Source organism: Flavobacterium sp. 2755, assembly GCF_031455715.1.
Lineage (GTDB): Bacteria > Bacteroidota > Bacteroidia > Flavobacteriales > Flavobacteriaceae > Flavobacterium.
Window position 1 is genome coordinate 693,032 of record NZ_JAVDTG010000001.1, and the last position, 13,642, is coordinate 706,673.

General features: G+C 33.2%; 10 protein-coding genes. 7 read left to right on the plus strand and 3 right to left on the minus strand.

Annotation, left to right across the window (positions count from 1 at the left end; translation table 11 throughout):
* Nucleotides 1-92 precede the first annotated feature (92 nt).
* From J2Y38_RS02950 to J2Y38_RS02970, 5 genes are all read left to right on the plus strand, one after another.
* A complete protein-coding gene (locus J2Y38_RS02950; protein WP_309839414.1) occupies nt 93-1,370 on the plus strand; it encodes a chloride channel protein in 1,278 nt (425 codons plus the stop codon).
* Nucleotides 1,371-1,467: 97 nt separating this feature from the next.
* A complete protein-coding gene (locus J2Y38_RS02955) occupies nt 1,468-2,067 on the plus strand; it encodes an HPP family protein (protein WP_291147012.1) in 600 nt (199 codons plus the stop codon).
* A gap of 201 nt (nt 2,068-2,268) precedes the next feature.
* Complete coding sequence (locus J2Y38_RS02960; protein WP_053473866.1) at nt 2,269-2,811, plus strand: IS1096 element passenger TnpR family protein; 543 nt, start codon at nt 2,269-2,271, stop codon at nt 2,809-2,811.
* 116 nt (nt 2,812-2,927) lie between these two features.
* A complete protein-coding gene (locus J2Y38_RS02965) occupies nt 2,928-3,287 on the plus strand; it encodes a four helix bundle protein (RefSeq protein WP_232679028.1) in 360 nt (119 codons plus the stop codon).
* Nucleotides 3,288-3,333: 46 nt separating this feature from the next.
* Nucleotides 3,334-4,392, plus strand: coding sequence for a nucleoid-associated protein (locus J2Y38_RS02970; protein ID WP_291146980.1), 1,059 nt, complete (start codon nt 3,334-3,336; stop codon nt 4,390-4,392).
* 88 nt (nt 4,393-4,480) lie between these two features.
* Here the strand turns inward: J2Y38_RS02970 and J2Y38_RS02975 are convergent, their stop codons facing one another.
* Nucleotides 4,481-5,062, minus strand: coding sequence for a TetR/AcrR family transcriptional regulator (locus J2Y38_RS02975; protein ID WP_309839416.1), 582 nt, complete (start codon nt 5,060-5,062; stop codon nt 4,481-4,483).
* 72 nt (nt 5,063-5,134) lie between these two features.
* Nucleotides 5,135-5,887, minus strand: a complete 753-nt coding sequence (locus J2Y38_RS02980) for an SDR family oxidoreductase (RefSeq protein ID WP_309839418.1) — start codon at nt 5,885-5,887, stop codon at nt 5,135-5,137.
* 232 nt (nt 5,888-6,119) lie between these two features.
* On the opposite strand from J2Y38_RS02980, the gene J2Y38_RS02985 reads away from it, so the two are divergent.
* Nucleotides 6,120-8,489 carry a GAF domain-containing protein gene (locus J2Y38_RS02985; protein ID WP_309839420.1) on the plus strand — a complete coding sequence of 790 codons (2,370 nt, stop codon included), beginning with the start codon at nt 6,120-6,122 and terminating at the stop codon, nt 8,487-8,489.
* A gap of 160 nt (nt 8,490-8,649) precedes the next feature.
* Here the strand turns inward: J2Y38_RS02985 and J2Y38_RS02990 are convergent, their stop codons facing one another.
* Entirely contained in the window at nt 8,650-9,828 is a 1,179-nt protein-coding gene (locus tag J2Y38_RS02990; RefSeq protein WP_309839422.1) for a Pycsar system effector family protein, read from the minus strand.
* A gap of 27 nt (nt 9,829-9,855) precedes the next feature.
* Here J2Y38_RS02990 and J2Y38_RS02995 point away from each other — a divergent pair, with 27 nt between their 5' ends.
* Nucleotides 9,856-13,584 carry a metallophosphoesterase gene (locus tag J2Y38_RS02995; RefSeq protein WP_309839425.1) on the plus strand — a complete coding sequence of 1,243 codons (3,729 nt, stop codon included), beginning with the start codon at nt 9,856-9,858 and terminating at the stop codon, nt 13,582-13,584.
* Nucleotides 13,585-13,642: the final 58 nt, after the last annotated feature.

The following is a 13,642-nucleotide window of genomic DNA, read 5'->3' on the forward strand; positions in this document are numbered from 1 at the left end:
ATAATAAGGAGTGATTATTATTAAAAAACAGATTTGATTGCCTAATTTTGTGAAATCGCAAATAAAATCCTGCGACTACAAAATCACTTCTGATGAACAAAACGGCGCAAATCAAAAAAAATCATCAATTCATTAAGTTCCGAAAATTAGTTATTGTTTCTATTTTAATTGGCTTCCTTTCTGCCTTTCTCGGAATTTCACTTAAAAAAATTACGGAGTATTACGAAGAAATCTTCTTTCATCAAGTTTCGGTAAATCCATTATTCTATATCATTTTCCCGGTTTTCGGATTGTCTGTAATTTATTTTTTGAGGCAATATCTTTTTAAGAAAAAAGAAAACAAAGGAATCAAAGAAGTCTTTGAAAGTACACAAACCACAAAAAATCTTCCCTCTTATAAAATTCCATCACACTTTATCAACGGATTATTGACTGTAGTTTTTGGAGGTTCAACCGGAATCGAAGTTTCTACCGTAGTTGCCACAGCCACAATTGGTTCCGTTGCACATGAAAAAGAAAATGTTTTCCGCCAATACAAAACAGAATTAATCTGCGCCGGAGTTGCTGCCGGAGTAACAGCACTTTTCAGCAGTCCAATTGCGGGAATTTTATTTGCTCTTGAAGTTATTTCCAGAAAAGTGACACGAGCTTTTATCATTTCAAATGTAATTGCGGTTTCAATTGCTTTTGGTTTGCTTTCTATTTTAAAAGAAGAACCTTTGTTTGCGGTTTCTATTGAAACCTGGCATTTAAAAGCGATTCCGTATTTTATTCTTTTAGGAATTTTAGCCGGAATGAACTCGGTTTATTTAACCAAATGTGTATTGTTTTTTAAATCTCAATTTGGGAAAATCGGAACTCATTATTATAAAATTATAATAGGCTCTGCAGTTTTAAGTATTTCATTATTTATTTTTCCTCAATTATATGGCGAAGGTTATCATGCTATAAAAGGTATTTTCGAAAATACTGCAGAAATTCCATTAACAATAACATTAGCTTTAACATTCATCGGAATTTTAATTCTGAAACCAATCGTAACATCTATAACATTAGCTTCCGGCGGCGACGGCGGCGTTTTTGCTCCAAGTTTGTTTATTGGGGCTTTCTTAGGATTATTATTGGCTTCTGTTTTAAACAGCTTTTTCCATGTAAATGTAATTCCGGTTAACTTTATGATTATCGGAATGGCGGCTGTTTTGAGCGCGAGTATTCATGCTCCATTTACAGCAATATTTTTAGTATGCGGATTAACAAATGATTATACGTTGTTTTTACCGATTCTTGTTGTTTGTTTAATTTCAAAATACACAGCAAAAACACTTTATCCTTATACTGTATATAGTTACGCCCCAAGCTTAACGAAATAAATATTTTTTTAGGCCACAGATTTCACAGATTCACACAGATTTTTAATCCTTTTAATCTGCGAAATCTGTGGCAAAAAATACCACAAATTATATTATTATGCCCACTCCTAAAATTAAAAGAAGCTATCGCAAAACACGTTACATTCTTTATAAAGAAACTTTAATTGATTATAAGGAACATTTTTGGTCGTTTTTAGGATCGTTTGTTGGAATTGGAATTCTGGCTTACGTGCAATCAATTCATTTTTCGGGAAGCGATGCCGTTTACTTAATTGGTTCTTTTGGGGCTTCGAGTGTTTTGGTTTACGGAATTATTCAGAGTCCGTTTTCGCAGCCTAGAAATCTGGTTGGCGGACATGTAATCTCTGCTCTTGTAGGCGTAACCGTTCACAAACTGGTTCCGGATATTATGTATATAGCTGCTCCATTAGCCGTTTCTATTGCCATAATTTTAATGCAGATTACTAAAACGCTTCATCCGCCAGGAGGTGCAACGGCTTTAATTGCTGTTATTGGAACAGAAAAAGTAAAAGCTTTGGGATATATGTATGTGCTTTCTCCAGTTTTAAGTGGTGTACTTATTTTACTTTTAACGGCGTTGATTTTTAATAATATGACTTCAAGCAGAAGTTATCCTAGTCATAGTACTTACCACAAACATTATCATAAAATTAGAAAGAGATTGACTGGGAGATAAGATTTTTTCTAAGTCTCGTTTGTCACCCCTGAGCGAAGTCGAAGGGCGCTCCTATTGGATTCGGGGCTTCGACTTCGCTCAGCCTGACAATCGACGCCACATAATCAGAAAGCTGAAAAAATCTTTTCAACAAATCGTAATTCACAATTCGTATTTCGTTTTTTATATTTTACCTTTGACCTCTCAATAAAAACAAAGATTATGGTTTATAAATTTAGAGTAATTCTAGACGCCGAAGAAGATATTTTTAGAGACATTGCTATTCTTGAAGACGATACGCTTGAGGATTTACACAATGCGATCTTCAACGCTTTTGGTTTTGACGGATCAGAAGTTGCTTCATTTTATACTTGTGACGAGACTTGGAATCAGGAAGATGAAATTCCTCTTTTTGATACTGGCGATGTTCCGGGTGAACAAAGAACCATGAACGATTATCCGTTATCTAGTATTTTAGATAAAGAAAATACAAAGATTATCTACGTTTATGATTTCATTAGCATGTGGACTTTCTTAGTTGAATTGGCTGCTGTTGAAGATGAAGCAGTCGGAGCAACATATCCTGAAACTTTATTCTCTCACGGTGAAATGCCAGACGAAGCGCTTGAAAAAAACTTCGAAGCAGATGATATGCACAACGATATCTACGGAGAATTTGAAGACGATTTAGACGAAGATGATCTTGATATGTTCGAAGGCGACGACAGCTTTGAAGATTACGGATTTGAGGAAAATTGGAATTAGTCTTTTAAGGTGCAAAGGTTCAAAGTGGCAAAGGTTCAGAGGTTTTTTCTTTAGAATCTTTGATTTTTTATTGTAGGAATATTTTTATTTTTGTGTTTTATTTTTAAATACAAAATATGAATACTTTTAGAGATCTTTTGATTTGGCAGAAGTCAATGAACTTAGTTACCGAAATTTACCAATTAACAAATTCATTCCCTAAAGAAGAAATTTATGGACTATCTTCACAAATTAGAAGATGTTCAATATCAATACCGAGTAATATTGCTGAGGGATACGGAAGGGATGGAAATAATGATTATTTGAGATTCTTAAATATTTCAATTTCATCACTATTTGAAATGCAGACTCAGCTTGAAATTTCATTCAATTTAAAATATATAACCGAGTATCAATTCAATAAAATAAATGGAGAAAGCAGAGAAATAGAACGAATGTTAAGCTCTTTTATCAGAAAAATAAAAGACAGAAAATAACCTTTGTGCCTTTGAACCTCTGCCACTCTGTACCTAAATAAAAAATATGATCAATTTATTCAACACCCACATCGAGACGCTTGCGATACACCGCGTAGGGAACAAAAGTCGTAACGAAGCTATTTTTTTATCAGAGCAGCCATTTAATCTTAATGATGAAATTGTGCCTTTGATAAAAGAGTACTTCTTTAAACCTTTTAGAGAGAAAGAAGAAAACTATTATCAGTTTGCGCACGAAGTGGACTTGGATTACAACGACATGTTTAAATATGCAACGGAGATTTTTACAAATCCTTCTAATTTACAGGAGATTTCAAAAAAAATCACGACGCATTTATTTGAGCAGTCCAATCATCCGCATATTAAAAACGGAGAGGTTTATGTAACGTACTTAACAAACTTAAGTATTGATAATAATGTAGTTGACGCAATTGGGATTTTTAAAAGCGAATTGCAAGCAGACTTTTTACAATTTGAAGAAAAAAACAGCAACCTTGAAATGATTTTGCAGCAGGGAATCAACCTGAGCAAATTAGATAAAGGATGTTTGATTTTTAACTATAAAAAAGAAGAAGGATACAAAATTCTAACTGTAGACAGCAACCGTTACGACGCGCGTTACTGGTTAGAGCACTTTTTATCTGTAGATGCTTTTGAAGACGAAAACTTCATCACTAAAAAATATTTAAAATTCTGCCAAAACTTCGCAAAAGATGTGGTTTTACCAGCAGAAGATAAAAAAGAGGAAGTAATGTTTATGAACCGATCTGTGAATTATTTCGCTAAAAATGATCAGTTTGAAGAGCAAAACTTCCTGAATGAAGTATTAGACAATCCAGACTTAATTCCTGAATTCAAAAACTATAAAGTTGATAAAGGAGAAAAATATAGCATCGAAGATGTAACCTCATTCCCAATTGCTAACGCAGCAGTTTCTGACGCCAGAAAATCGATTAAAAACGTAATTAATCTGGATACTCACATTCAGATTAAAATGGATTTTATCAACCCTGAAAGTGCAGAAAAATTTGTTGAAAAAGGCTGGGATGAAGAAAAACAAATGTATTACTACTTAGTGTATTTCAACAAAGAAGAAAAAAGCTAAGAAGTTTTCATTTTCTATTACTTACTTAAAACAAAAAATGGCAGTTACAAAATGTAATTGCCATTTTTTTATTGCCTCAATTTAGATTTTATAAAAGAGAAAAAACTGCTTTTACAATATCATCATAAACTTGTTTATCTCTTTCTCCGGCGCGGGCCAAAACCCTAATTCCGGAATAATTATTAAAGATGAATCGGGCTAAAGTTTTCGCATCTAACTGTTTGGAAATATGTCCTGCTTCCTGCCCTTTTTTTACGGCATTTGTAAAAACTTCTTCCATTGTCTGGCTGTTGTTTTTTACAATCTTAGCAATTTCTTCATCGTGCATAGCTAGCTCTACAGAAGAATTTACCATAAAACAGCCTTTTGTAATTCTGTCTTCGAGGCTTTCTATAACTGCTTGTTTAAAAATAGCATGCAATGTTTCTTTGACATTTTCAGATTTATCCAAAAGCTCTTTTACAGCATCTTGATTCTGCTGCTGATAGCGCTGCAAAGACTTTGAAAACAATTTTTGCTTGTCGCCAAAAGTATCATACAAACTAGAGCGGCTTAAACCTAAATGTGTTACCAAATCCTGGGCAGATGTTCCGTTGTAACCTTTGTGCCAAAAAATTTCAATTGCTTTATCTAAAGCCTGATCTTCATTAAATTCCTTCGTTCTAGCCATGACATCAAAATTATTTTTTTTTACAAATATAAGAATTAAACGGAACAATCGTTCCTGAATAAGTCAAAAAAATTATAATACTGTGTTTACAGTAAGTCCGCCGTCAACCACAATTTCGGTTCCTGTAATGAATGAAGAATCATCAGAAGCAAGGAAACTAATTGTTTTTGCAACTTCAGCAGCTTGCCCAAAACGTTTTAATAAAATTTTGTTTCCTAAAGCAGCTCCTAAACCTTCAACTTCTTCTTTTTCTAAACCAACTTTACCATACAAAGGTGTTTCGATTGGACCAGGAGAAACTGCATTTACTCTAATTTTTCTTGGCGCTAATTCTGCAGCAAATATTCTGTTTAATGATAAAACCGCTGCTTTACTTGCTCCATATACGCTTGAACCCGGCATTCCTAATTGAGCATTTACAGAAGTATTAAAAATAATAGAGCCGCCATCGTTTAAAATTGGCAATACTTTTTGAACTGTAAAATAAACTCCTTTTACATTCACATTCATAATACTGTCATAATGATCTTCTGAAGCTGAATCTACCGGAGCGAAAGCTGCAATTCCGGCATTTAAAAATAGAATATCAACTTTTCCGAATTGTGCTTTTACTTGTTCTACTAAACTGTCAATAGATTTTAAATCAGATTGATCTGCAACGATTCCGGTAACGTTTAATTCTGTTTCGGCTTTTGCCAAAGCTTCTTTGTTTCTTCCTGTTACAATTACTTTTGCACCTTTTGATACTAAATCAGCTGCTGCTGCGTATCCAATTCCACTATTTCCACCTGTTACAATAGCTACTTTGTTTTCTAAATTTTTCATTTTATTTGTTATTTAAGTTATTGATTATTCAATTATTATGGTACAAAGATATAATGACGGAACGATCGTTCCGTTATTATTAAAGTTAATTTTTTGTTAAAATAATTATTCACTTCTGAAAGTGCCATTTTAAAAGGGTTTATGTCTATGTAACTATAAAGGAAACAAATCGTAAAATGCCTCGAATTCTTAATTTATGCTTAATTTTGTATTTCTAAAAACAAAAAAACAGATGGATCGTCTTTTACCAACCGAAAGTCCTTTCGAAACGATAATCTCATTTCATAAACTGATTGAATCTTTTGAGCAGATTGCTTTATCTAATGTCGATTACCGATCTAACTACGCCAAAGCGATTTTAAAAGAAATTGAAGCGTATCCGGAATTCAGAACAGGAATTCGCGATTACAGTACTATTAAGGATAATGAAGCTTTAATTAAAAACATTGCTGCTGACTTATTCCCTACGGCTTTAACAAACAATGAAATAAAAGCCATAACAATACCTTTTCAAAATATATCATTTAATTATACAGAGCGTTTCAAGAAAATTTTACGTAATGCCGGTGATGAATTTTACATGGAAATTCGTGATTTTGATGATCACCAATTCTATATCAATAACTGCTGTTTAATTTTAAGCGCTTATTATCGTCAAAATATAGATTTTAATAAACCTTTTTTCTATGATATTCCAGATGAAGAAGGTGTAGAAAAACATTATCGTATTCTGTACAATGCCGATTTCATGGAAATCACACCTACAGAAAATGCACCGCAGCTTACGCAGGACGATATTGATATTTTGATTGATAATTATAATGATATTGATTTATGGAAATCTAAATTTCCGCCAAGAAGCTGGATTTTAAAAGGTTTCGGAATTGTTTCTTTATTTGATGCGACTACAGAAAGTGCGATCTCTAATTTAAAAAGTAATCTTTTAAAACCAGAAACTTCAAGAGTTGCTTCTACAGAAATTATAGAAAATATCTTCAGGTCTATTTTTAAAATTCCGAGTTTAAAAGTCGGGTTTATTATCTATAATCCTGAAGAAGAAAAATTTATACGACCTATAAAGTTTGACAACCAAATGCAGAGTTTTTTACTTTCATCAACTCAGGAAGTAGATTGTAAAAATGCTTTTTTTGGATGTTCGTTTGAAAATCTTTTAGATAAAAAAGAGCCGTTTGTAATTTCAAATGTGCAAAAATTTATCGAAGAATCTTCAAACCCTAAACTTGGCGAGCATTTATTAAGTCAGGGAATTCAAAGCTGTGTTTTTGCACCGGTTATAAAAGATGACCATTTACTGGGCGTTGTCGAATTGGTTTCTGGAAACATCCGCGAATTAAACAGCGTAAATGCAACAAAACTAGAATTGGTTTTACCATATTTAACCGATACTATTGATCGCTATAATACGGACATGCAGCATCAGGTTGAAGCGATTATTCAGCGTGAATATACTACGATTCACCCAAGCGTTTATTGGAAATTCAGAAAAGAATCTCAAAACTATTTCCAAAATATAAATCACACAAAAGATTATATTTTTAAGGAAATTGTATTTAAAAATGTATTTCCGTTATACGGACAAATTGATATTAAAGGTTCATCTGAACATAGAAATGAAACGGTTAAAATCGACTTAAAAAATCAGCTTACTGCCCTTTTGGAAATTTTCGATAATCAGAAACCGAATTCAAATCTTGTACTTTTAGAACAAAGAAAATTCGAATTGGAATCTCTTCGAACTGAATTGGATTTTCCGCTAAAAGCAGATATGGAACAGCATATTCAGCGTTATATTGAAGACGAAATTCATCCGATACTGAAAAATACCAAAGACAATGCTAAAAATAAACAGTTAGAAGAATTGTACTTTGAAAGTCTGGACGAAAAAACGGGAATGTTTTATCAGGAAAGAAAGAAGTTTGACAATGCTATGTCGATTATCAATAAAAGACTGGCTTCTGTATTAGATAAAAAACAAGTTGAAGCACAGCAAATTTATCCGCATTATTACGAACGTTTTAAAACGGATGGTGTTGAGCATAATTTATATATTGGGGCATCGATTTCGCCAACAAAACCGTTTGATATTATGTACCTGCACAATTTACGTTTGTGGCAGCTGCAGACTTTATGCGAAATGGAATTAGAGCATCATCAGCTTAAGGAATCGCTTCCGTATGAATTAGATGTTACTTCGCTTATTTTGGTTTTCAGTTCGCCGCTTTCTATTCGTTTTAGAATGGATGAAAAACGCTTTGACGTTGACGGAACTTATAATGCAAGATATGAAGTGGTTAAAAAACGTATCGACAAATCGAACATTAAAGGAACAAACGAAAGAATTACCGAAAAAGAGAAAATTACAATTGTATATTCTCAAAACAGTGAAGAAGCAGAATATTTAAAATATATCAAATATTTGCAGCACAAGAAAATTTTAGAACCGTCTATAGAACAATTTGAAGTTGAAGATCTTCAGGGGGTTTCTGGTTTAAAAGCGATTCGTGTAAAAGTGATTAATAACGTAAATAATTCAAAAATAAAGAAAATTACTTATCAAGATTTATTAGATGAGCTTAACTAAAAGTTGAGCTTTTTCTTATAGTCAAATTTTATAGAAATAGAACGCGGATGAAACGGATTCGCTTCGCGAAGACGCAGATTACACGGATAAATATTTAACGCGGATAAATACAGAAAAAAATCTGTTTTTATCCGCGTCTAATTTTTATAGATTTTAAAATTTAAATCGATTTAAAAGCGATTACAAACGCAATTACAGTAACAATAATTCCAAACATAAACAGATTGTACGCAATACGAAGCAAGTTATATTTTCGCTGTAAAACCAATCCCAGATAATATAAATCTTTGATCATGTTCGAATAAAGATAATCTCGGTCTTTCATCATTTCGTTCATCGCCCAGTCGTATTCTTCTAAAGGCATTTTGTAGAAATTTCCAAAAAACAATAAATTAATCTTTTTATTCTCAATATCTTCTCTTGTAAAAACACCCGAAGTTACTTTTGGCCTTGTAGAAAGAATCGCAAAAATAATCGTGATTACACTCGACATCAGCATAATAAAAGTCGGGATAACTAAATGTGCATTTTTCGGACTGTCTAGTTTTGGAATAATAGATGAAAGTGCAATCGAAATAATAATCGCATTTACAGATAATAAAATATTGGCTTTACTATCAGCAATTCCGCTTAAACGGGTATGATTTCCAAGCGTAACGCGAAATAAGGTATCAACACCGCGATCTGGTTTTTCTACTTTTTCGCTTTTTTTGGTTTCTTTTTCAAGTTCTTCTGCCGCTTTCAATTCCTGTTTATTTATTTTTTTCTGAATCAAAATAAGGTTCTTTTCTTTTAAAGGCTGCCATTTTCTTAAAGCATAATCCGTGTAGAACCTGTGTTTATTCAGTAAAAAGTTTAAGTTTTCCTTTGTCCATTCCGCATTCGAAAAATTTACAATTCCTGTATTTTTCAATTCTAAACGCAATAATTCGCAGGTTGTAACATATTCAGTTCCCATTAAATGGGCATAATCAGCATCTTTAATTATTTTTTCCAAATGTGTTTTTGGATGGTAATCTTTGGCTGTAGCCAAAATCAAACTGGAAACCAATTCGATAAACTTTTCAGATTTTCCTTTTTCCTTTAAAAAATCAACTGCAATCTTTACGCTCTTCGCTTCATGATCTTCGTAACCTTGAATATATCCTGTATCATGAAACCAGGCTGCAACTAAAAGTGCCTCTTTATCATCACTTTCTACATCTTCCTTTTTGCAAAGCTCTTTTACCGCTGTAACTACTGTGAAAGTATGGTTAAAATTATGGTAAGAATATAAATTAGAAAGTTTATCTTTGAGTAAATTACCGACGAAATCCTCGGATTGTTCTATTAGATTCATAAAAGAATATTTTTATACCACTAAATTATGAAATTGTTTTTGGATATTCATTTTATTGCTAAGGTTAAAAAATTTTCATTAGCAATTATAACTTTAACATTTATTTATTCTTGTGCCACACATAAGGCGCAGTACGGAAAAGATGTTAGTGCTAACGAAACAGAAAACGCAACAGATACTATAAAAATTGCCCACACTTTTTATCTAGTTGGAGATGCCGGAAATGCCGATGAAGAGCAGGCACAGCAAACACTTGAACTTTTACATCACAAGCTTAAAAAAGCGAGTAAAAAATCGACTTTACTTTTTTTAGGAGACAATATTTATCCTAAAGGTTTTCCTACTGACAATGCTGATAATAAAGCTTTGGCAGAAACGAAATTGACGAACCAGTTAAAATTAGCTAAAGGATTTAAAGGAAAAACAATTTTTATTCCCGGAAACCATGATTGGTACAGCAGTATAAAAGGTTTAGAATTACAGGCTGATTTTGTAACTAAAAATTTAAATGATAAAAAAGCTTTTCTGCCAAGAAAATCCTGCCCTATTGAAGATGTAAAAATTGATAGCATAACGACGTTAGTAACTATTGACAGCGAATGGTTTCTGGAAGATTGGGATAATCACCCAACAATAAACGATAATTGCGACATCAAAACGAGAGAAGATTTTTTTAAGGAACTAGAAAGCATCTTAAACAAAAATCAGGAAAAAACGGTTGTTTTAGCAATTCACCATCCTTTATTAACTAATGGGAGTCACGGAGGTCAATATTCTTGGGAAAAACAATTATTTCCGTTAGAGAAAAAAATCCCGCTTCCGGTAATTGGATCTTTCATTAATTTATTGAGAAAAACATCTGGAGTAAGTCCGCAGGACCTTCAAAATAAACAATATACCATTTATGCAAAACGAATAAAAACGCTTTTGCAAAAGCAGCGAAATGTAATTGTAGTTTCCGGACATGATCATAACCTGCAATACATCAGCAAAGAAAATATTCAGCAGATTATCAGCGGCGCAGGCTCAAAATCGGAAGCGGCAAGAGCCATAAATCCATTTGATTTTTCATATGGCGGCAACGGTTATGCAGCTTTAACTTTATATAAAAGCGGCGACGCCAAAGTTTCTTTTTACGGAAATGAAAATAACAAAGAGAAACTGCTTTTTGAAAAAGAAATTATAAAAGCAAAAGAAATTAACTGGGCATCAGACATTTCGAATAATTTTCCTCCAAGAATTACAACTTCTATCTATTCCACAAAAATGACAGATAAAAGTATGTTTCACAGGTTTTTATTCGGCAAGCATTACAGAAAGTATTACAGCATGCCAATTGATGTAAAAGTAGCCACTTTAGATACTTTAAAAGGCGGTTTAAAACCTATTCGCGAAGGCGGCGGGCATCAATCTGTTTCTTTAAGAATGTCTGATCCAAAAGAACGTGAATATGTAATGCGTGGCATGAAAAAAAGTGCCTCGGTATTTTTACAATCTGTAGCTTTTAAAGATCAATACATTGTGAATGATTTTGAAGATACTTATACCGAAAGTTTTTTATTTGATTTTTATACCACTTCGCATCCATATGCTCCATTTGTAACTGGCAGTATGTCAGACAAAATTGGTCTTTTGCATACCAATCCGATTTTATATTATATCCCAAAACAAAAAGGTTTAGGCGAATTTAATGCCGGTTATGGAGATCAATTGTATATGATTGAAGAAAGACCTGCTGATAATCATTTAGATGCTAAAAACTTTGGAAATCCGAGTAACATTATCAGTACAGATGATATGATGATGAATCTTCATAAGGACGAAAAATATTCGGTTGACGAAAAAGAATATATTAAAGCACGTTTGTTTGATATGTTGATTGGCGATTGGGACCGTCACGCTGATCAATGGCGCTGGGCTGAGTTTAAAAAAGATGGTAAAGTTATTTACAGACCAATTCCAAGAGACAGAGATCAGGCTTTTGCAAAATATGACGGTGCACTGCTTTCTATTTTAATGAACATTCCTGCATTGCGCCACATGCGTACTTTTAAAGATAAAATTGGCAATGTAAAATGGCTGAGCAGGGAACCTTATCCTATGGATTTGGCTTTCCTAAAAACGGCTGAAGAAAAAGACTGGATTGAACAGGCTAAATTTATTCAGGATAATTTATCTGACAGCGATATTGAAAATGCTTTTAAAGCGATGCCAAAAGAGGTTCAGGACGGAACAGTTGACGAAATTATCCGAAAATTAAAAAACAGAAAGAAAGAGCTTCAGGAATATGCCATAAAATATTCTGATGTTTTGAGTAAAACGGTTATGATTGCCGGAACAGATAAAAAAGACAAGTTTGTTTTAAATCATAATGCCAGAAAAAGTATTGAAATTCAGGTTTTCAGAGTAAAAAAAGAAGGCGATGAATTAGTTTATACCAAAACAGTAAATGATGCTAAAACCAAAAATTTATGGATCTATGGCTTAGATGATAATGATATTTTTGAAGTGAAAGGCGATCAAAAATCGAGAATTAAAGTTCGTTTAATTGGCGGTCAAAACAATGATACTTACAATATTGAAAACGGAAGAAAAGTTATTGTTTACGATTTTAAATCAAAAGAGAACACTTATAATTTAGATTCTAAAACCCAAACACAGTTAACCGACGACTACGATGTTAATTTATATAATTTTCAAAAACCAAAATACAATGTTGTTTCCGGCTTGCCAAATATTGGTTTTAACCCGGATGATGGTGTAAAATTAGGCGTTAACTTAAATTATACAGTAAATAACTTTAAGCAGAATCCGTACACACAAAGACACGTTTTAAATGCTTTTTATTATTTCGCAACCGGAGGTTTAGAGTTTAATTATGTGGCACATTTCCCTGGGTTATTAGGAAAATGGGTTATTGATGTTGAATCACTTTATACCACACCAAATTTTGCGATGAACTATTTTGGTTACGGAAATGAATCTCAATATAATGATGATTTAGGAATGGATTATAACCGTGTCCGAATCCGAAAATTTAATGCTTCGACTGCGATTCGACATGTTGGAAGATATGGAAGTGAGTTCAGTATTCAGCCTATTTTCCAGAGAATGACGGTTGAAGAAACGGAAGACAGATTTATCGACATCCCGAATATTGTAAATCCTGATGTATTTAACAGTCAGAATTACGGAAGTTTAAAAGTAAAATATCTTTTCAAAAACTCAGATTTTGCTGCGAAACCTACGTTAGGAATGGCTTTCATGATTGCGGCAACCTGGACTACTGATTTAGATGACACGAAGAAAAATTTTCCAACGCTGGAAAGCTTTTTAGGTTTTACCCATAAATTAGATCATAACGGAAAACTGGTTTTAGCAACTTACGTAAAAGGGAAAGCCATTTTTAATAATAACTACGAGTTTTATCAGGGAGCTGCTTTAGGCGGTGATACCGATTTAAGAGGTTTTAGAAATGAGCGCTTTTTAGGAAACTCTTATTTCTCTCAAAGTTCTGATTTGCGTTTGAGTCTGGGGAAAATCCGTAAAACGATTGCTCCTTTTACATACGGAATTTTAGCTGGTTTTGATTACGGAAGAGTTTGGCTTGACGGCGAAGATTCCAGAAAATGGCATCAGGATTACGGCGGCGGTTTTTGGCTGAATGCAATCAATGTTTTAACAGCCAGAATTTCTTATTTCAAATCTCCTGATGAAGTTGGGAGGGTTATTTTTGGAGCGGCTTACAGTTTCTAGGTTCAGAGGTGCAAAGTAACAAAGGTTCAAAGGTTTTTGCCACGAATCACACTAATTC

Bases quoted from the DNA above. Each gene is read 5' to 3' on its own strand.
- J2Y38_RS02950 (WP_309839414.1), top strand. From the start codon at position 93: ATGAACAAAACGGCGCAAATCAAAAAAAATCATCAATTCATTAAGTTC.
- J2Y38_RS02955 (WP_291147012.1), top strand. From the start codon at position 1,468: ATGCCCACTCCTAAAATTAAAAGAAGCTATCGCAAAACACGTTACATT.
- J2Y38_RS02960 (WP_053473866.1), top strand. From the start codon at position 2,269: ATGGTTTATAAATTTAGAGTAATTCTAGACGCCGAAGAAGATATTTTT.
- J2Y38_RS02965 (WP_232679028.1), top strand. From the start codon at position 2,928: ATGAATACTTTTAGAGATCTTTTGATTTGGCAGAAGTCAATGAACTTA.
- J2Y38_RS02970 (WP_291146980.1), top strand. From the start codon at position 3,334: ATGATCAATTTATTCAACACCCACATCGAGACGCTTGCGATACACCGC.
- J2Y38_RS02975 (WP_309839416.1), bottom strand. From the start codon at position 5,062: ATGGCTAGAACGAAGGAATTTAATGAAGATCAGGCTTTAGATAAAGCA.
- J2Y38_RS02980 (WP_309839418.1), bottom strand. From the start codon at position 5,887: ATGAAAAATTTAGAAAACAAAGTAGCTATTGTAACAGGTGGAAATAGT.
- J2Y38_RS02985 (WP_309839420.1), top strand. From the start codon at position 6,120: ATGGATCGTCTTTTACCAACCGAAAGTCCTTTCGAAACGATAATCTCA.
- J2Y38_RS02990 (WP_309839422.1), bottom strand. From the start codon at position 9,828: ATGAATCTAATAGAACAATCCGAGGATTTCGTCGGTAATTTACTCAAA.
- J2Y38_RS02995 (WP_309839425.1), top strand. From the start codon at position 9,856: ATGAAATTGTTTTTGGATATTCATTTTATTGCTAAGGTTAAAAAATTT.